Origin of the sequence: Fulvivirga ulvae, from assembly GCF_021389975.1 — a bacterium.
Lineage (GTDB): Bacteria > Bacteroidota > Bacteroidia > Cytophagales > Cyclobacteriaceae > Fulvivirga > Fulvivirga ulvae.
The window spans coordinates 4,464,308-4,486,624 of sequence record NZ_CP089981.1 but is presented as its reverse complement, the minus strand read 5'-3'; the positions used below and the strand labels follow the sequence as shown (position 1 = coordinate 4,486,624).

Genomic DNA, 22,317 nt, shown 5'->3' with positions numbered 1-22,317 from the left:
TTTTAATTATTCTCGATTTTGCTGTTCTTTGACTGTTCTTTCTCAGCCTTTCGACGTGCTCTTTCTGCCTTCTTTAATTCCCTCCCCCTCCTTTTCTCGTTCTTCCTGTTTTCCTTTATCAGGTCTTCCGGGTTAGTATCTTTTTCTTTTTTTTGAAAAAGAGTTTTCAGAAACCCCTTCTCATCTTGAGGATTTTTTTCGGAAGGTGCAGGTTTCTCCTCTTTTTGCTTTTCAGGGATCAACTCACCCTTGCGGTATTTATGCACCACTTCCTCCCCCATGGCGTAGCTAGATATTTTTCCATGCAACCGGTCATCATTATAATTCCCTTTTTTGAGGAGATGACCATCCTCTGTATATAAAGCATACTCTCCATCCAGCAGCCCTTCATTATAATGATATACACTTTTTAAATTACCATTGACATGCCATGCTTTCCACACCCCGTCCTTTAAACCCATTATATATTCCCCTTTTATCAGCAGATTACTTTTCATGTTCTTAACTTCAAAAGGCCCATGAAGCAGCTTACCCGAATAGTCACCTATGGTCCGCTGTATACTACCATTGGCAAACCAATGGTAGGCCAGTTGATCATCTGTTTTGGTCGCTTTTGAAACAGCCCTGAAGTTAAACACGCTGTCTCCGCTAACCACCGTAAGTGTGTTATCTGCATTAGGGACAGAAGCATCATAAGCACATCCTCCAATCACTATACTTACTATGAGAATAAATATCCGCATTTTCAACTCAATAATCCACTATCAATTGTCCCTTGGCAATTTGTCCGTCCATATCGATTTCATATTTATATGTGCCCTTACTCACCAATTCATCATTGGCACCGTGGCCATTCCAAGATAGTGAACCATTGGAACTTTGAAAAATAAGATTTCCGGAAAGGTCTTTAATACTCACAAAAAAGTTAGAAACCCCTGAAGGTATCTCAGCACTGAAACTGTCAAATATCCCATCATCATTTGGGGTCATTAATATGCCATTTTGCAGGTTTACCTTAACCACAGGTTGCGTTTGAGAATTTGCATATTTGTATAGTTTCAGTGTAGCACCCTCAGTCTCAGCAAACACACTGTTTAACAACTCCTCAGTCATCCCTCTCACAGTATTAACCTGAGTTACAACGCCTCCTGTAAAATCAAAAGATATTCCTATGGGGCTTGTCCCCTCCTTGGTAAAATTTAAAAGAATAGTACCCGAAGATCCCACATTGAATTCATTGATGCTTCCTGCTTCATAAATACCGGACAGACCTGGCCCAAAAATCTCATAAATAAACGATGGCGGGATGCCCTGAGTATTAATAACAAGCTGTTGGTTTGACTCAGAAGTTGTGATACCAGCTTCAGAAGAAAACGACGAAAATACGCCTGAATTTACAGCTCTCACCTTATAGTAATAAGTAGTATTGGCCGCAAGACCAGTATCTGTATATGAAGTTTCATTTGCTGCGGTGGTATGGACAACACTATAACCTGTACCTGAACTCAATGACCTCTGGATCTCAAAACCTGTCTCATTCCCTGAATTATCAGTCCAACTTAAGTTAGCGGATGTTGATGAGGCCGCAGTAACAGCCAAACCTCCTGGTGCAGCCGGCGGATTTTCAAAATTAAATATACGTGCCCCGGTAATACCAGAACCATTGGAATACACCGAAATATCAACTCTCAGTGCCTGCGAGGAACTTACCGAGGATGGATAGCTTACACCGTTAACTTTATATATTACTGTTGTTCCTACTCTCTCAATTCGCAGAATATCACCATCAGCAACACTACCTAATCCGGTTACATTCTGGCCATTCTCCGAAATCACAAGGCCATTGGTACTACTGAGTTTAAAGGCATAATCCATAACATTGGTAGCATCAACATTATTGGCAGTAAGACCAAAGTATCTTTCTTCTGACGTAGCATAGGCAGTGAACTCTGCCCAGCCATCAACTCCCGCAGGAAGCACCTCCTGAGAAGCTGCTCCTCCATTATCCACTCCCCAACCAGCCGTTTTTATAATGGAATTATCAGGCTGTACCGACATACCTACAATGTCTGTCCAGGTTACAGGACTGTCGTTAGTAGTTCCGGAAAGGGTAGTGACAGAAACTGTATTGCTATGTCCTGAGTTGCCCTGGCCATTATATGCATACACCCTGTAGGTATAGGTAGTTGAGGGGGATACGGTATTATCCGTATAGGTATTCGCATTAGCACCAAGGTCTGCTATTTCCACAAAAGTACCAGTTCCGGTCTGCCTCTCTACTTTATAGCCAGTTTCATCTGTTGCATTATCCTGCCAGTTAAGATCCACACTATTGGCAGTATTGGCCAGACTTCCCAGGTTTGAAGGGGTCAAGGGCACTGCTGCGGGAGTGGCAAAGGATAAGTTAACATTATTCAGCACACCTCCATTGGGAAATATACATACATCTACCAGCAAGGAAGAGCTTGATGGGGTTAGTGAGCTATAAAATTCGCCTCCATTACGTTTATAGACGATGGTATTCCCTACCCTTTCAATTCTTAACACATCTCCGTCTACAATATCACCCAATACAAACTTGGAACCGTTGGACTCCCAAACCACAATTTTATTATTACTATTAACCTTAATGGCATAGTCAATATAGTCGTTGGTTGCATCAGTGTTGGTCTGCGATAGGCCAAAGTACATTTCATGTCCGGCCCTATAGGCCGTAAATTCTGCCCAGCCGTCTGTAGATGCATCCAATATTTCAACAGAAGCAGCGCCTCCGTTGCCATCTCCAAAACCCGCCGTTTTTATTAAAGAGTTATCAGTTTGCACAGCCACACCTACCAAATCAGTCCATGTAATGGAACCGCTTGAAGATACACTTTGGGAAGTAGTAACATTAACTACATTGCTATAACCGGAACTACCCGCTGCATTATAGGCGTAAACCCTGTAGTTGTAGTTAGTAGCAGGAGAAACCGCATTATCAGTATAGCTGGTGCTGTTAGCGGCTACATCAGCCACTTCCACGTACACACCTGTTCCGGTTTGTCTTTCTACCTTGTAACCTGTTTCGTCAGAAGCATTGTCCGACCAGGTTAAAGATACACTGTTTGTAGCCGTTGCCTGAAGGTTATCTGGTGCTGCAGGTATAGTTGCGGTTCCTCCGAAGGACACCTGACCGTTATTGATAACCCCGCCATTGGGAAATATACAAGCATCCACCAGCAAGGAAGAACTTGATGGGGTTAGTGAGCTATAAAATTCGCCCCCATTACGTTTATAGACGATGGTATTCCCTACCCTTTCGATTCTTAACACATCTCCGTCTACAATATCACCCAATACATATTTAGAACTGTTAGACTCCCAAACTACTATTTTATTATTTCCATTAACCTTAATGGCATAATCAATATAGTCATTGGTTGCATCTGTATTGGTCTGCGATAGACCAAAGTACATTTCATGCCCAACCCTGTAAGCCGTAAACTCAGCCCAACCATCAGCACCTGCTGCAAGCACTTCTGCTGAAGCCGCTCCTCCATTGCCATCCCCAAACCCTGCAGTTTTAATGATTGAGTTATCAGCCTGCACAGAAACCCCTACCAGATCAGTCCAGGTAATGTTAGTTCCCTGAGCCATGGCATCATAATTCCAGCTTACAATCGCCGTAAAAAGAAGAAGTGCTTTGTTAATATTTTTCATCCTTTTTATTTGTTTATCTTTTTTGAGCTATGGCTCTTTTTGTCTTTAATATTTACTCTGGCTTACTCTGGCTCAAGTTTGCAACTTGTGCCTCCTATTATTATCCCCTTACAATTCCAATCCTGCCCCTTACACCTAAATATCTCAACACCAATTAGTTATATGCTATACCTTTCATTCTTTAAGCACAAGTCTAAAATAATAACTACTCATTGTGGCTTCATACATCCGCTTATCTTATTACGAGCGGACGCTCTTGATCATTTTAGGTCGTAGGATCGCTACGCTTAACCTACGACCAGCTGAGCCACCTTAATTTTACGATTTACTCCAAGACCAAACTTAGGAAGTGCTTTAATAATATTTTTCATCCTTTTTATTTGTTTATCTTTTTTGAGCTATGGCTCTTTTTGGCTTTAATATTTACTCTGACTTATTCTGGCTCAAGTTTGCAACTTGTGCCTCCTATTATTATCTTACAATTCCAACCCCTCTCATTACATTTAATCACCTCAATATTAGCTAGTTACATACTCCATTTCCCATTCTTTAAGCACAAGTCTAAAATAATGACTACTCATTGTGGCTTCAGACATTCGCTTATCTTATTACGAGCTGACGCTCTTGATCATTTTAGGTCGTAGGGTTCGCTACGCTTAATCTACGACCAGCCGAGGCCTCAGACCGTCTTCCATGCGCAAGTCAAAAAAAGACTCGGGCTTGTTCGGATGCTTTACTCCACTAGTCAAGTGGAAAATTTGCTTCTATTCATTGGAAACCCCCAACCTCGAGCATCCTCAAATTTTGATTCCAAAAAAGGCATAATCTCCGGCAATGCCCATTGATTTTTTCTCATCAGAAAAATTATATCACTCAAATATTGCAAAGTGATAGCACTATAGCTACCTACAGATGAGTAAAGATTAGAGCACATAATATAGCTTATTTTATCTAAAATTACATTTAGATCATGTGGCAAAGTTTTAAACAAAAAGTTTAATTTATAATAAGTTTCCTCATCAATAGTATCCAATTCCGATATGTTTACCTTAGGATCCAAAATACATTCAGGCGTAACATCAAGAAAATTCTCATAACTATCGAGCAAATCTTTTCCTTCTACAAATGCCCATGCTCTATTCAATATCAAACTCTTCATAGTCTCGTTCATCTCATTTAGCTCAGGTATTCCTTTAAGACAATGAATTGCGAATGCTACTCTTCCTCTAATTGATACTTTTTTCAATTTTCCCAAAATATACATGATGTTAACTATTTATTGTCATAGGTTACTTTACAGTTATCACACTTATCTATCGGCACCCATTCTCCCCCATTAGAATTCTTAAATTCAAATGCTTGTGGGTCAGTTAAATCATCCCATTTAGCGCCATCCCATAATGCCTGATTTGTAGCATCACATTCCGCACAGTTAGCTTGATGCCAACTTTCAATTTGTTTTTTAGACAGGTTATTTTTAAGTATAGGATGAATGGCGGGATCATCAATTGAATTGATAGCTCCAGCTCGACCAACATAAGAATAATTTGTTTTTTTATTTGTTACGACCGCTAATCTATGGTGCAATTTTCTAATTGTCTTTTTTGAATAACTCTGTAATAAATAATCACCATATCCTTTGACAATATCTGAGGGATCTATAACGCTTGAACTAATATTGCGAAATCGCATCCCTGCAAAACGCGATACCCCACCATAGACAAATAATGCTCCTTCAATCACAGATGGCAAAGCTTTTGCAGCCTTTTCTCCATCTCCTTCATAAACACCTTCTCCAAATCGATAAATACCTTGAACGGTATTCACAGTATTCTCTGAGAAACTTCTTATTTGATAATAAGGATCAAGCTGCTGAGACCAATTAATTCTATATTGAGAAATCTCTGCTTCTGTAGAAGGTTTTGAAGGATATCCATATCCCGCATGATTAGGATTGTTCGCAACATAGGATATTACGCTCCAAGTTCCCTTCGCTATTGATGTTCCAAAGCCAGTCCAAAATTTATAGGTCTGATATGGGTTCCATTCCAATCCATCTAAATCAACCCCATCAATCGGTCTATTACTAGCAAATTGATACGGAGTTAACATTGGGTAATTTTTCATAAGAGGATCCACACTCAAAAACTTACCAATAGCAGGATTATATATCCTAAACCCATAATCATAAGCCGTTAAACCAAATTCACCATTCTGATCCTTTTCCTTACCGTTAAAACCATATCGGTAGCTTTTCGGGTTATAAGTTCTTCCCGGCATTTCCATACCAAATGGGTAGTAGTTGTAGGCTGCTATCAGGTCGGCATGATAATTACTTAACGTGCTGCCGTCGTAAGTTGAAAGTTTTCTATCGCTGATCACAGCACGTATATTGCCCAGATGGTCCTTCAACTCATAATGTTTGTTTTCCAACCTTCGGGTAAAGAGGTTTTCTTCTTGTATGCTCCTCAATACCGTATGCGGCTGTGCCGGCATAGTGCCTGTGAAGGTACCTGTAGGAATAGAAGCTTGCTGGGTCACCACAGGTGTTGTGGCATGCTCTACTTGCAAATAAGAGGCTGAACCACTGCTAACTACATAAAACTTTTCGTTGGCAGCCATCGCCAGCATACTGTAGCCGGATAGTGGGGTCACCACCTCAAGCGAAGCCCCGGCAGTATGAGCCACACGTTGAAGTATATAACCACGCTCTAACGTTGCAGACACATAATATAGGTAGTCATTATCAGCCGTAAAGTGGATACTGGTCACGGCTTCATCAGCACCAAGAGCCAAAGTCTGATCAAGTGTAGCGGTAATATAGTCATTGCTCAGACTGTATGTTCTTAACTCACTGCCTGAAGTTGTAATGTCATAAAACCCGAGTTTATCCCCTTTGCCTACAGCTACAGCTAACTTTTGCCCATTGGGAGAGATAGAAATATGCGCAGTCTCTGCATTACCGGCAAAAGCATCAATCACCATAGGTGAGCCTATACCCGTTTTATTGATAGTAAGTACTTCCAGGATCAGGTTATTAGCCTGTGATGTATTTCTAAGCAGGTATAAATATCCTGTCAATCCATCCCGGTCATGCTCAACCATCAGGGCCATTCCACTTGCATAGTTTGCCGTGGCATTTACCGGTTCATTGGTCAGGGCAACATCTCCAAGCGGTAGCCCTGTAGTGCCATTTCCTGCAAGGTTCATATCAATGGTATGGCGATAGGCTTTTCCGGTGTTGCCAATGGTAAACAGGTAGTACACCCCTGCTTCACCCGAAGGCATCACTAATGAAGTTCCGGCCCCGGCTTTTATTGCCTCGATAGAAACTCCGGCCGAACCCGGCATAACATTACCGTTACCATCCAAAATGAAGCCCGTGCCATCCTCTCCTGCAACAAGGCTAAACAGCAGATTACCTTCACTGTCTTCACCAGTGGCTACATGCCGGTAACCTTCTGCACTAAACGCCTCGGTGGCACCCACATATTCCGGTGCAGTGGCTCCCTGCCCCAATTGTACCAAAGCAGTCCCTTCGGCAGTTTGGACAGGTAAGGTCCAGTTGTTCAGCGCAGGCTTATGAAGTACATCACTTTCAACCTGCTCTATACTGGTATCTATAATGCGATGGCGGCTTACCTCTATAGCTTCTTTGCGCTGGCCTACGCGATCACTTCCATAAATGGGTTGCTCTGCCAACTCAATGATCTCATCCTTACCTCCGGTAAAGGTTTCTTCCCGGAAGTTGTAAGTGGCCATTACATTGCCACTGGCATCACGAACATAATAGGTCCTGACCACTTCATTGCCTATTTGCTCTTTCATCACGCGGTTGCCCTGGGCATCATACCGGTAGTTGGTAACACTGTTATCGCTTTTGGTTACGGATTTCACCTTACCATAAACCGTCCAGTCGATATTGGTAACGCCGGAAGCAAGATCAGCCGTCAGGTTTCCTATTTCATCGTACTCGTAGTTATTGGCTGGCTGATCATCAATATCTTCATCCCAGTTGGTTGAAGGTATACCGTCAGCCACTCTTTTAAGTTTATTAGTGCCATCATAGTAAGCATACGTAAGGGCATCCATCTTACGAGTTAGCCCGTTTCTTTCGTATGCATTCCGCTCAAGGGTCTTCAGGTTACCATTGGCATCATAGGTAAAGCCTACATTGTAGTTGGCATAGCTGGTCCATGGAGCACTTACAGTCCCATCTTTGACGGCAAAATCCCCGAATTTAAGTCGGTTAAGCTCATCATATCTGTAATTATAAGCCGTAGCCTTACCATCATATTGCAGACCATTAAGATCCGTTTGCTGCGTATAATTTTCCCAACCTGCAATGTTTCCATTGTACAATTCGCGGCCAGCTTCTATGGCCAACCTGCCGGAGGAGCTCACCTGTCCGTTGGTATAGTCGTTCTCATAATAGTTGAGTCGCATCCCGAAGGCATCCTTACCCACTATTGAGCCGGAGGAACCGTCGTTACCGGGATCCAGCGACTGATCCTGGTCAGGGTAATTGATCATTTTCAACCAGCCGTGAATGGTATATACATAGTCATTCCCCTGAAGCTCATCCTCTCCCAATAAGGTTCTTTTCAATGGTCCGTGCCTGTAGTATTCATAGCTGGCATCTTCCTCCCAGATCACTCCGTCTCCGGAAGTCTCCACCTTCAGTATCCTGTTGTCCTCATCATATTCATAGCGGTGGTAGAACTGATCCCTGAAGCCTTCGTTATAGCTTACCTGCAATACGTTACCGCTGATCAGGTCGTACTTATACCTGATGTAGCTTTTGAGTATGCCGGGGATATCCTGCACCATCCATTCCACATTGCCATGAGGGTCATAACTATAGTATGTGTATACCCTGTCTTCAGGAGTGTCCAGCCCGTCTTCATCGAGGTAGCTATAGCTTACCCGGTTTTGAAGATACCTTTGAGCACTCGCATCTGAATAGGTAATATTGCCTGGCTCGGTATAAACCGTTACCGTTTTCTCAGTCCCTGCAGAAGGAAAGTTTTGAGAGTTTGTTCTTTTCTTAAATTCAGTCAGTCCTTCGGTGCTGACACCAACTTCAATGATCCTTCCCAGGGCATCATATTTAGTATAGCTGTAGCTACCTTCCTGTTTTTGCCTGGCATTTTGGGAGAACCTTAGCTGCCCCAGGTCATTAAAGTAGAAATCGGTGGTACCTCCATCAGGACTGGTCTGTTTTACCAGTTGCCCCAGACTATTGTATTTATAGTTGGTTACCAGGTTATGGTTATCAGGATCTGCAAGGTTTACACCTGCCGGAGGTACTGTACGCATCAGGTTCCCTGCCCTGTCGTAATAGTATAGGGTATAATGGTGATAACCCAGGTCATAGCCTACGGTAAACACATCGTTTACAAGTGTAGCATCTGCACACTTGGCATAATACTGATCTTCAAACTCCTTAACCTTTCGGGTAACAAACTCATGACGGGCAAAATCCAGTTTGCTGATGATACTGTTGGCATTTACTTCATCGCAAGTAAATGGCTCTCCGGTAAAGATGTAGTCATCAAATACATCCGGAACAGTTATTTCTGTTATAGGATCTCCAAAGCGGAAGCACAGGGATGGATAAGAGCAACCCGGTGCTGTAACAGGCTCATTAATAAACAGTCTGTTGTTGTAGCCATTAAAAGATGCCACATCACCGATTTGCGAAAAGCTTGCCGTTCCATGCGAGACCCCCACAATGTCTCCGTCCATCATAAACATCACTTCGGAGTCATTACGGTCAAAATAAAAATCAAGAACTCTTGAGTTTTGATTGCTTAGCGTTCTCTGGCCGTATGTCGAAAAATCATTTTTCAGCAGAGAAGTATATCCAAATCCGGCTTGCAGGTTAGGAGAAGCTACAGCCAGGTGGAATTGGTGCATTGCAGCATACGACTCCCTAAAGCTGGTAGCAAATGGCTGCGGTAAAGTAGTAGCGCTGAAAGTTTCCGAGATATCGCTAAGAGTGGTATTGTCATGCTTTATTCCCCGGATTAAAAATTCTCCGGTACTTGTACCTGATGACGTTAGTCCTTTATTATACGTCAGTACCACTCCTTGTTCATAACCAAAGAAATCATAGAGGGCATTGTTGATATCAAACTCATCACCTTGCTGCAGGTCATTATACAATTCATACCTTCTCCATTGCCCGGTTCCTGATCCGTCGATCTTTTGGATGAGGAAGATGTTATCATAACCGGTGTCCACATTGTTAACAAATATGCTGCTGCCGGCAGTAACCGCATTCAAAGTAACCGCATAGTAAGTATTACCCAGAAGGTCCGTTGCAATTTCCTTTTCCGATTTAAATACTCCACCCCCATTTGAGGCTGTAATACTAACATCCTGGTACGTCCACGCAGTAGTTCCATCAAAATTGAGGGCTTTCAGGGATTGGGTATTCACCTTGTGAATTATTCTATCATTAACCGTGACCGGTAGTATCTGGTCTTCTACCTCTTCCTCGTCACCTCTTCCCATGTAACTGGTTTCGCCACTGGCACTTATTGCCCCCATGAATGCGGTCCTTCCTTCAGGGAGTACCACCAGTGCTGTTCCGTTTTCGTCAAACACCCTGATTTTCTGACCGCGATCCGGGTCCGGGTACAGCTTCGAAATAAAATTAAAACCGATCCCCAACTGTTGCGGCCCTGAAAGTTGAAAGGTTGCGAAATCAAGAACAGGTACTGACGGATCATCCACAATCTCCGCCCAGTATATCCGATGCCACAAAATATTTCCCTGATTATCATACTTAAGCACAATAAACCCTTCCTTACCAGTAGCTGGAGTTATTACTGTTTTGGCTTCATCGTTCAGCACAACACCGGATGAAGGTATGCGGGATGTTACGTACAGGTTTCCTTCCTCGTCATACTTCGTATCGAGATCAGTACCTATCATTCCGTCATGATCAAAGCCCAACAAGAGTTTATGCGTACTATTTGACCCTGCCGTTCCGGATGGAATGTAATCCCAATCTACCTGACATGAAGTTTCACTGCTGGTATTCACAGACACCTCATATTCAGCAGTCAAAACTTTTTTGATTTTCTCTTGTTGAGCGGTAGATATCCCCGGGCCTGTAAAGCCATTCTCATCGGTAATCTGCTCTAATTCAAAATTGCAATACCCATTACAGTTGGCTACCAGGGCATCAGTCATCTCCTCGATCTGACAAATGCTGTAGTTAAACTCCGATGGATTTGATCTGAGAGAACCTGTAGGAAAATATTTCTGTTGAACAGGGTCGAGTTCAAGCGTATATATATCTCCTTCTACATATAGCTGTTTGTTATGTATGTCATCAATAACCGCTTGCCTGAAAGCATCTCTGTAGCTTTCGCAGGCTTCAAGGCATTTACTCCTCAGCAGCCCCACCATGTCATCACTGTTGTCAGCAGGGTCAGAAGTATTGCCAAACCGGGTACATTTATAAATTATATCGCGGTCTTTCAGAGGCAGGCAGGTGAATTGATCGGCAAGGCTGGCCTGATTACAGGGAGTAGCACTTACCTGATTATAATAATAGATATAGTCTTCCATACAATTTACCATCAGGCTGTTAGATGGGTCGTAATAGAAGTACTCATATATATAAGGTGTTACATCAGCAGTAGGTGCGGTAGTATAGTACCCCATTTTCCTGATCAACTGGCGCTCAGGATCAGTTTCATTTTGCTGAAGCTCTGCCTCCACGGACCTGAAGAAGTTATCAATCAGATTATACTCGTAAGTAACATTTGCAGCCCCTTCTACTGCGTCATCAAGTTCGGCAGGGTCAATCTCCATATTATTCAGGTACTCATAATTCTGCACCTGCTGCTTCCAAACTTTCCAGAGCATCTGACAATCATAGAGTCTATTGCCTCCTGCATCCGTTTCCCTCATCATATTGCGGATCATGGCATCAAATCCTTGAGGTGTGAAAGTATAAACTCCGCCGACTTTATAATTGTATTTCAGGAAATCATAGTCGCCGTTGGCAGCCGGGAGACTTGGGTTTTCATCAGTTACCGGACGTGGGGTCCTGATAAACTCATACTGCCAGTAATCGATAAAATACTGAGAGAAGCTTGAGGCGTCGATACCTGTTTCAGAACAGTCTTCCTCCATTCCGCAATTGTCTTCGATGTAAGGGAGCCTGAATTCCTCTCCACAGCCCAACGGCACCACATAATAGGCTTCTCCTCCCGCCGGGGTCACCCTGGTATATCCCTGCAGGTCCAGGTAATCGTAGACAGCCACCAGGTCAACCGGTTTGGTGATCAGCAAATTATATATAGGATCCAGTATGGCTGCAAGGTCCGCTTCATATATGTTCTGAAGTTCTTCAAGATGTTCGTCAATATACAACTTGCCGCTTGCCGCCCTATTCAGGCTTCTTACGCGCTTTTCCAGCACATAACTTCCTTCCTCAAGTACTTTGGTGAAATTAACCGGCGGTATGGTAGTACTCTCACTACAGTTGATACCCGGTGCATTTAAGGTATGCTCGTTAAGTACTTCCGTAGCAGAAGGATCATCCACATTGTGTAATATAAAAGTTACGACATAGTCGCACGTTTTGCAGGTATTCTTACAAAGGTCTTCAACAGTAGCCGGACTTAAAGTATAATTCACTGTGATACTGGTAGGCAGCGTAAATACGAGGTTCTTTTTACTGCTACTCCCGTACTCTCCAAACGGAGCTTTCTCTACGATGGTCTCGGTTATGGACTTTGCAGCGCCCGCTCTTGAGTCAAGAGGATCCAGATTATCATTACCGGTACCAAGGGATAAAGCTGTGGCAATCACTTTGCCATCCTTTCCCATATAGCTTACCGTTGCCGTATTATTGGCATCCAGGGTTATAACTTTGTGGGTATTCGCAGCTAATGGTGCCTGAACACCGAACAACCTGTCAAGCTCCTGTGGTGCCACTCCGGTATAATAGGTACGTACCGTTTTGCCGCCCTTAAGCGAGTGGGTTGCCCCTACACCGGCCTGCTCTTTAACCCTGCCGGTGCCATCATTCGTGAAAACAGTCCGGGTATAAGGCACCCCTTCCGCACTGGCTACATTTTTATTGATACCATTATCCAGCCCACTATAGTAGCTATTGTCACTTAGGGTCGGCTTATCCAAAAATGCGGGGGTTGCATCGTCCGGGTCTATATCAAAATGCTCAGGGCCATAAGCTTCAGTTCCCGTGGTTAATAGTTCCGGGATATAGCCCAATTCTGTTTTATCTTTTACCGGTACAGGTAAGGACTGAAGCACATCCCTCCCGTTATAGTCCTGTACAGTTTGCGTTGCTACAATCTGGTTATTGCTTTTCAGGCGGGTTTGTTGTTGATTTACCTGTTGCAGTCCGTTGGCATAAGTAAGCTGCTCGCTCAGCCTGTTGCCTTCTGTAAACGTACGGCTGTAAATAAAATTTTTATCAGCATCAGGCTGGGTGAAAACAAATGACTTTACCGTTGTGGGCCAGGGCTGTAAATTATCCGGGTTCGTTATTCCGCCGGGCTTGTTACCCACGGGCCTCACTTGCCATGCATATGTGCCTGTACCTTCCGCGAGCGTTAAAGCGTAGTTAAGCTCAGAAGATTCGACATCAATCAATAAAGCATTTCTCCAACGTGCATCGTCGTATGCCGGTACAGTCTCTCCCTGAAAAACCCTTAACACTCTTAACTGATAATGAGGAACAAGATTGCAAGAACTTTCCCAACTGAAATCGACTTCCCAGCTACCCGGGGTTGTACTTTGCTGTAAGTTGCTCAAAGCAACCAGATCAACACTGACTTCCTGTTCTTCAATATATTGGGCCCAGAAACGAACATCTCCGCTCACCGGTCCTGTAAGGGTATAGCCTGTTACATCAATGGTAACATTTCTAATGCCCGCCAGGTCTCCTTCATCTACCTTTATCTTAAAGCGTTGCTCCGGACGATCCTTATTGATAAGCAAGGTTCCCGGATAAGAAAAAGGCTCAGTGCCTAAATTATTCTGCCCTCTTAAAACAAAGCGGACTTCAACGGAAAACTCAGTGTTTCCCCAGTTATAAACATCTCCAAGGTCCAAACCGGCCTCAAGGTATAACGATGTAAGTTTCGCCCTGCAGTCCGACGTTCTTTCCTGACAGGTATTGACTACCAGGGTGTTATCAGAGAAAGCAGACAAAGCAGCGTGATCAAATTCCCTGTAGCTGGCTTTTACAGGTGCACTCTCCGCAACCAAAGAGAAATCATATTGTTCTGTACTTCCACAATTGTTGATGGGGGTAATTGAAACCGGGTATACTCCGGCTGCCCCGAAAGTAATATCTACAGATCGTCTGGCAGCATCGTTATAGGTATAAGTAAGGCCAGCAGGAATAACCCAGTCAAAAATGTCCGCTCCGGCCCCTCCTATTATGGTATAAGTTTCAGTATTGCCTGCGCAGGTGCTGGTTAGTCCATCCACTTTAAGTATCTCATCAGGCACTACCCTCGGGGTTATATATGTCGAATAACTACAGCTCGAATTCAAAATTGCACTGGCGCTCAACTTGTAATCATCCTCTACCGGGAAGCTCACTGTAACCTGGTATCCATCAACATCTAATGTGGCGCCATTGCTCACCCGCCAGGCATAGTTACCCGTGGCGTTCTGCAGTTCGTAAACATAACTGAAACTCTCTCCAACACAAATATCACCTGTTCCTACACGCACGAGTTGTACCCCTTCCTCACAGGGATTTTTGATCACTAAGGATCTGGTAATAGGGCCCATATCCGGATTGCGCTGCCCGCATGAGTTTAAAGGGATCACCTCCAGGGTATGTATTCCGTTGGCCAGAGGAGGAATGGTAAAAGTGAGTGTTTTACTTGTCTGTCCCGGTATAACTTCACCATCTATCAACCATATAAAATGATCAAAATTACTGTGCCCACCTAAGTACACACCTTGCAAAGTAATCAGATGAAAGGTCGAAGTTTCGCCTGGACTATATTCAGTATACCCCAAACTTCCAAAAATAAACGGGAATGAATTTCCTAAACTCGGAAGAGGAGGGCACGTCTGAGCATTTGAAAGAGAAAACCCAAGGAAAAACAGCGCGCTAACTAAAAAACGTTTTAACATATCAGTGTTGAATAAGTTATTTCTTTTTTCTTACATCAATCAGTTTATACCCTTTATACTGATCTTTTAAATCATTACCGATCAAAACTTTATCCACAGCCCTCCCCTCAAAAATGACCTGCTCGTAGGTCGGTAAATATTTGTTAATACTTAATTCTACTTCCTCTACAGGCTGCCCGGGCAAGTAAGTAATTACAGCACGGGTAAGCATTACCCTTTCTTTGGCAGACCATAACTTCAGCTCCCGGATCTTCATAAAATCACGGACCTTTTGATTAAGCTCGATGGTGATTTTATGATGCCCTTCCTCCGTTTCACAGATCTTATCAGCCGCATTGGCAATCAGCGTATCCTGGAGTATCCTGAAATTCTCCCACTGGTCATTTTTCATTTCCTCCAGTACTTTGTCGGATATCATTATCGTTCGTCTGTCCTTAAGAATCGTCACCTGGGCTAGGGAATCCTGATAAATCACATAATCCTCTGAGGCGACTTTAACACGGTCATTTCTTCCAACAACTTCAAATCTCTGAATACTCTCTCTGGGTTCATTCTCATTCAGATATGCTGCACGAACCGAATAATCAAGGAAATAGCCTTTACTGGCATCAAAATCCAATGGCACATCATAGATCTTCCTGATCAGCTCATCACATGCCTGACCTGATACCTGCACACTGAAAAGTGTACAGATTGCGATTATATAATATATGTTTTTCATTATTTACTAACCTTAGGCACGTTGTATTGAGTCTCCTGCAAGGTTTTGAGTCCTCTTTCAGTTTCTATTTGCTTTCTTATCAATTTGCCTTCAGCATTGTACTGATAGTACAGCCCAAAGTGCTGATCATCAAACACCGTAAGTAACCTGAGATTTTTAGGGTCGTACACGTAGGAGGTCATCAGTGCATCTGCCGGCTGAACCCTGACATCATCAATCCAAACCTGGCCGGTGCCAGCCTTGTTAATGTATAAAGTAAACTTATCGGATAGCTCAGGAATGTCTGAGACTTTCATCCCTGCAAAAGCGGTAATTTTTACCTCATACAACCTCCACTGCCCTGTTCGTGCAACCTGACTTGGTATAAAAGTACCGGTTTGAATACCATTGCTGTTCTTAACCGCTATATTAACAGACCCGGTGCTTTCAGAAAACAGCCAAAATTTGACCAACAGGCCTTTATCAACCATTTGAGGTGTTAACCTGAAAGATCTTAATTTATAACCTGTTATCAGCTCTGCGGCCTGCTTTCCTGCATGGTACCTGGCAGAGGTAATAGATATTTCCGCACCACTAAATGTACCTTCTTCGAGCTTGCTCCCGGAATATACTTTTTCAAAACTTTCGAAAAATACATTATCATATTCCGCATTTTGAGCTGTCAGATATGGAAGTGCTTCATCATACCCAAACTTGGCCGTACTTGGTATACCCAGGGCATTGCGCTCCTGAAGGGCTTCGCCATGGAGGGAATACTTTTCTACCGTACTCACTTTTACCCAGCGCTGAGGATTGTTGCTATCTTCATATCTGTATGAAAAATCCTCTACCTTGAACCTGCCTGCCTCATAGTTCATATCTCCGGGCAGAAGTTCTGTATTATAAGCATAGCTCGATTTTACTCTCCATTTTCCAAGCTCTCCGGTTTCAAATTTGTTAGCGCCAGCAGGAAACTGGGATGAAGACTCCGACTGGTCCCATTCATCGCAATAGGTTGTCGCTGACGCGGCAACGGCATTGTCAAATATATTGGGCTGTGCAGTAGCAGACGCACAGCTAAGTACAAAATTACCAGGGCAGTTCGCTTTTCTGAAAACTATTTTCCCGGTTTTCTCATCTACATAAAAGCGCCCTCCATTATTAGGGATCGGCGATTCGCAAATCGGAGCATAAACCCGCAGGGACTTCGTTGACTGACTAACGCACCCCATATCACTGGTCACGGTAAGCGTAATAGTATAGTCACCTGCTTTTCTGTAGCGATGCTTTGCTGCTCCAATTGTATTTGTTGTTACATCTCCGTCGTTCCAGTTATAACTGTAGGTATAACCGCTCACCGGGGCTACCGGTGTTGCCTGCAAGTATTCTCCTGATTCTATTAAAGGCTCGTTAATAGTAAATGAAGCATTCGGCATAGGGGCTGGTGTTAACCCTATGTTTTTAACAAAGCCAAAAGTACCGTAAAGGCATGTTTCATTCTGTGGTGGGTTTACACCTGTTGCCTGAACCGTGGCCACATACCCTGATTCAAATGGGGGAACATTGTCAAAAGTAAAAGTGAATTTATTGTTGTTTATGACTATACCCGGATGTTCCTGTACCAGTTCCGCGCCCTGGTGGATATAACCATTGACGGTTTCTGCCTGTTTGTATAGTCTGAAGGTGTAGCTAACCCCTGAAAATGGCGGCGGATTGACGAAATCCATCAACACTGTGATCTTGCCGGTACTACTACCGTCATCACATATAACACTGTTTTTTGAAAACAATTTTAAGGTGAACTGCTGCGGGTGTCCCGGGGAGCAGTTTACTCCATTTTCAACCAGTATATCCTCAACCGCATAGGTGCATTGCAAGGCATCAGTGATCAGCACATTATATACGCCTGCAGGGACTGTTCCCAAATGATCCTGTTGCGCAGGCAAACCACCTGTCCAGGTGTAGGTATATGGAGCAACACCACCTGCAACTGTAAGGTCAATGGAGCCATTACCTGTACCGGCATCAGCAGTGGTGGAAGCGGTGGCACTCAAGGCTGGGGGTTCTGAAATAGAAATACCACCGTATTCAAACAGGGTATAGAACCGGCAGTCTCCATATACAATCGCAATCATATACTCTGATGCAGGCAACCCCGAAAATACCACGTAGTTAGAATAAGGGGTTTCAATGGAAACTGAATTCGTTATTTCCTGTTCTGTATTGACATCGTATAACTCAAAATCGTATGAATGAGTCCCAAACACACCAAAAACTATTCGGCCGTCGCTATCACCGTGACATGACACATTTCTCTTGAAATAAAAATAGCTGTTGATTCCCGGGCAGTCGTTAGACAAAACTACGTACAAGTCTTCCGAACAGCCTTCCGAGTCCGTAACCCTAACCCGGTACGTACCCTCTCCCAATCCAGTCTGATCTTCCTGCGCAGGAAGTCCACCAGACCACGCGTAAGTATAAGGCCCTGTGGTGCCATCAACTGTAATATCTATTGTACCATTTCCACTGCCATCGTCAGGCGTAGTACTCGCCGAGATGTTAAAAGAGCACCCTTCCTGCTCAACCACGATGTTATCCAGATAAGCCGAACAGCCATTGGCATCTGTAACTGTTACGTTGTATGTACCGGCCTGAACCGTTCCTATGTGATCTTCCTGAACTGGAAGGCCTCCTGACCATGAGTACGTGTAGGGGGCTGTACCGCCAGAGACAATGAGGTCTATTGAGCCTGTTCCATTATCATTATCATCAATTGTTGCTGCAGAAACAACCAAAGACGCCGGTTCGGTTATAGTAACAGAAATTTTTTCAACTGTGCCACAGTCAACATTACTAACCCATACCTCATAATCTTCCCCTGAAGCAGTCGCGGGAATGCCAAAATCCTCTGCACCAGGTTGGTTTAAACTTGCATTCCCCAACTTAAAAGTAAATGTTGTAAGCGAGGAACTAACCTCTCCTAATTTTGTGAGGCCAAACGTTCCATTATAGTATAATTCATAGACAAAGGGGCCATCACTGCTTGAAACAGAGGCAGTAATTTCAGCATCATTACCTCCATAGCAACTAACGTGCTTTGCACTGCTCAGACTGAGGCCAAGGCAGCCACCTGAAGACTCTACCATAGTGATAGTTTTACTATACAAAGTAAGCCCAGTAACCCATTCATTGGTTACAACCACTCGATAATCTCCGAAATCATCAGATACAATCTGATTAAAAACCAGTGTAGATTCATCTCTGGTTATATTTTCAGCTTCGGAAATATTTATCCAATTATTCGAAGCATCTTTCTTTTGCCATTGATAGAAATTTCTATTTCCACCAGTAATCATTGGCAGCTGAGCTGAGCCTCCCACCTGACCGTAAATAGTCTGTTCTGTACCAATCTCAGCTTGAGGGGAGTAATAGTGTTGGTTAAAAATATGCTGCCCTGCATTTGTAAAATGAACTTCCAGATCACCAAAATCCAGAGCATTAGTTCCAGCAATAACAGAAAGATTAGACGAATTACTATGGCCTACAAAATTAGGTATACCCGTAAAGCCGTTACTGGCAATGGTAAAGTTTTTCAGGGATGGAGACGTTATATTATCAGGAAAATCGCCTTCAAAAGCATTAAACTCTAAATTTATGTTCTGTAGAGCGCCATAGTTGCTAATACTTGCAGGTATAGTTCCTGATAAATTATTATGAGGAAGGTTTAAAGTTACTATATTAGTTAACCCAAATAATTCGGGTGGCAAATTTCCAACCAATTGGTTCCACCCTAAATCCAATTGCTCCAGCAATAGCAGGTTTCCAAGCGCTACTGGTACCTGACCTGAAAAATTATTATTATTTAATTTTAAAACCTTAAGATTTGTTAAACCTCCAAATGATGAATTGAAAGGTTCAGCAAAACTGTTATGGTCGATATGGAGCTTTATTAAACTTGTTAAACCATAAAGCTCTTGAGGAATAGGGCTGACAAAGCTATTATTAGATAGAAAAAGCTCTTCCATAACAGACAAATTTCCTATCTGAAAAGGAACCGTTCCCGTAAAATTGTTGGCATCTAAATGTAACTTTTTAAGTGTTGACAATCCATATAATTCCAGGGGTATGGTTGTGAAGTTATTATCTGTTAATGATAAAACTAACAACCCGGGAATATCTCCGATCTCAGCTGGTATGGCTCCTGAAAATCCGCAGTATGTTAGTGATAGCGTTTGTAAATCTTTTAACACCCCTATTGAAGTTGGTATGGCCCCTGTAACATTACGCATATTGTTCAAAGTCAGCTTTTTGAGCTTTCTTAAATTACCAATAGATTCTGGTAGTTGTCCATTTAAATCATTACTTGTAAAAGTAATTCCAGTTACATCCCCATTCTCCACAGTCACGCCATACCAATTAGTAAAATCGGTGCAAGTAGTGCCTTGCAACCAGTTTGTATTGTTGGTCCAGTTTGCTCCATCGGTTGCATTATAAAAGTCTACTAAAGCTTGGTACTCCACGGCATCAGGTACCTCCCCACAATCTGCTTCATATACACTGATAGTTTTACTATACAGTGTGAGGCCAGTAACCCAATCATTGGTTACTTCTATGCGGTACTCTCCTGCATCAGCCACTTGAAAGTTAGATTTAGAATATGTAGCATTAGTTGCTCCAGCTATAGCCTGCCAATTTCCGCTACCATCCTTTTTATACCATTGGTAGTTATTGTGAGTACCGGGAGTAGTAAATGGTATCTCCAAAAGATCTCCCAGATTAACCGATATGATCTGTTCTTCTCCTATTTCGCCCTGGGGGCTATAGGTAAATGTCTTTAAGTCATGAACTCCTGAAGCAGAGAAATAGGGTTCAAGGTGCCCAAAATGAAGGTTATTGTCTTGCGTCTGTAAAGTCAGGTTAGAATTAACTATTTGAGGGAGGGAAGTAAAATTGTTCTTCCAAATTATTAATTGCGTAAGTTTAGAATAGTTCTTTATATAATCAGGGAACTCACCCGTGAAATTATTATCATGGAGCCACAGACTTGTTAAAGAATTCAAATTATAAAACTCATTTGATATATCACCTTCAAAATTATTAGCGTTAAGCAAAATTTGCTGAACATTAGCTAGTCCACTAAAATCAGGTACCTCTCCTGAAAAGTTGTTATTAGACAAATGAATGTTTATGATACTCGTTAAGTTTGACAAAGAAGTAGGCAAAATTCCTTCAAACTCATTATTGACTACAGTTAAATGTAGCAACTTCGTAAGACTCCCTATTTCCGTAGGTAAAGTTCCACTGAAATTATTATTGGACAATGCCAATGAACTAAGATTTACCAAATTGCTAATATCCGAAGATATTGTCCCATTCAAATTGTTATCATTTAAAACAATTGCTTCAAGGTTAGACATCTGATAAATTATTGCAGGAATAGTCCCACTTAACTGATTTGAATATGCATTTAATATTTTCAGCTTAGTCAAGTTCCCGAGCTCCACAGGTATCCCTCCTGTGAATGAATTATTTGAAATATATAGTTCTATAAGATCGGTATAAGCCCCAAAATACGTGGGGACAGCACCACCCAATTCATTATTATATAGCTTTAGTATTTGTAATTTTGATAAATTAGCAAAACTGGAAATGGAGCTTAATTCACCGATTAAGTTATTCCCATGGAGCTCTATTTTTGTTACATCCCCATTCTCCACAGTCACTCCATACCAATTAGCAAAATCAGTACAGGTAGTCCCTTGCAACCAGTTTGTATTGTTGGCCCAGTTTGCTCCACCGGTTGCGTTATAAAGATCCACCAAAGCCTGGTATTCGAGTGCATCAGGCACCACCCCACAATCGGCTTCATAAACCGTTATGGGTTTACTATATAGTGTAAGGTTCGTCACCCAGTCATTGGTTACTTCTAGGCGATATTCTCCTGCATCACTGGCTTGAAAGTTGGATTTAGAATAAGTAGATGAAGTTGCTCCGGCTATAGCCTGCCAATTTCCGCTGCCATCCTTTTTATACCATTGGTAGTTATTGTGAATACCGGGAGTCGTAAATGGTATTTCCAAAATATCTCCGAGATTAACGGAGATGATTTGTTCTTCTCCTATTTCGGCTTGGGGGGAGTAGGTGAACGTTGTAAATAAAGGCTGCCCTGCCGCTGAAAAATTAGACTCAAGATCCCCAAAATCAAGTTTATTAGACTTAATATTAACACTGCTGATTGTTGCAGAACTTGTTGAAAAATCAGGAAATGAGTTGAATTGATTATTAGAAATATCTATGGCAAAAAGCCCATCGAGACCAACTAAAGAAAACGGCACATCTCCGGAAAAAGCATTATTATTTAAATAGAGTCCGGATAAATTACTAATGTTTCCTATTTCCTCAGGTATATTGCCAGATAAAAGATTGGGTGTTGAACTACCGCTGTTTGAGGACAACAACAAAACTGTCATTTGATCTAAGTTACCTAAACCAAATGGCAAAGTTCCATTTAAATTATTGTCTATTAATGCTATATTTTTAACATCACCGTTCTCTACAGTTACACCATACCAGTTACCAAAATCAGCATTAGTCGTACCATTTAACCAATTGCTATTATTGGTCCAATTGGCTCCGTCAGTAGCATTATAAAAATCTACCAGTGCCTGATATTCCACTGCATCCGGAACTGCCCCTTCCTGAGCATGCAATTGTACTGATGCAAATAAACAGAAGGACAGAAATGAGTATTTTAGAAAGCTTTTCATTTATTA

At 42.5% G+C, this 22,317-nt stretch carries 6 protein-coding genes; all 6 read right to left on the bottom strand.

What is annotated here, in order from left to right:
• Positions 1-2: 2 nt before the first annotated feature.
• Complete coding sequence (locus LVD17_RS19050) at positions 3-743, bottom strand: toxin-antitoxin system YwqK family antitoxin (protein ID WP_233760599.1); 741 nt, start codon at positions 741-743, stop codon at positions 3-5.
• A 7-nt stretch (positions 744-750) separates the two neighbouring features.
• Positions 751-3,699, bottom strand: coding sequence for a fibronectin type III domain-containing protein (locus tag LVD17_RS19045; protein WP_233760598.1), 2,949 nt, complete (start codon positions 3,697-3,699; stop codon positions 751-753).
• A gap of 745 nt (positions 3,700-4,444) precedes the next feature.
• Positions 4,445-4,954 carry a hypothetical protein gene (locus LVD17_RS19040; RefSeq protein WP_233760597.1) on the bottom strand — a complete coding sequence of 170 codons (510 nt, stop codon included), beginning with the start codon at positions 4,952-4,954 and terminating at the stop codon, positions 4,445-4,447.
• Positions 4,955-4,971: 17 nt separating this feature from the next.
• Entirely contained in the window at positions 4,972-14,844 is a 9,873-nt protein-coding gene (locus tag LVD17_RS19035) for an RHS repeat-associated core domain-containing protein (protein WP_233760596.1), read from the bottom strand.
• A 16-nt stretch (positions 14,845-14,860) separates the two neighbouring features.
• Entirely contained in the window at positions 14,861-15,565 is a 705-nt protein-coding gene (locus LVD17_RS19030; RefSeq protein ID WP_233760595.1) for a hypothetical protein, read from the bottom strand.
• Complete coding sequence (locus tag LVD17_RS19025; protein WP_233760594.1) at positions 15,565-22,311, bottom strand: PKD domain-containing protein; 6,747 nt, start codon at positions 22,309-22,311, stop codon at positions 15,565-15,567. The genes LVD17_RS19030 and LVD17_RS19025 overlap by 1 nt, the downstream gene beginning before the upstream one ends.
• Positions 22,312-22,317 lie beyond the last annotated feature (6 nt).

Coding starts and splice junctions, on each gene's coding strand:
- LVD17_RS19025 (WP_233760594.1), bottom strand. CDS start 22,311: ATGAAAAGCTTTCTAAAATACTCATTTCTGTCCTTCTGTTTATTTGCA.
- LVD17_RS19030 (WP_233760595.1), bottom strand. CDS start 15,565: ATGAAAAACATATATTATATAATCGCAATCTGTACACTTTTCAGTGTG.
- LVD17_RS19050 (WP_233760599.1), bottom strand. CDS start 743: ATGCGGATATTTATTCTCATAGTAAGTATAGTGATTGGAGGATGTGCT.
- LVD17_RS19035 (WP_233760596.1), bottom strand. CDS start 14,844: ATGTTAAAACGTTTTTTAGTTAGCGCGCTGTTTTTCCTTGGGTTTTCT.
- LVD17_RS19045 (WP_233760598.1), bottom strand. CDS start 3,699: ATGAAAAATATTAACAAAGCACTTCTTCTTTTTACGGCGATTGTAAGC.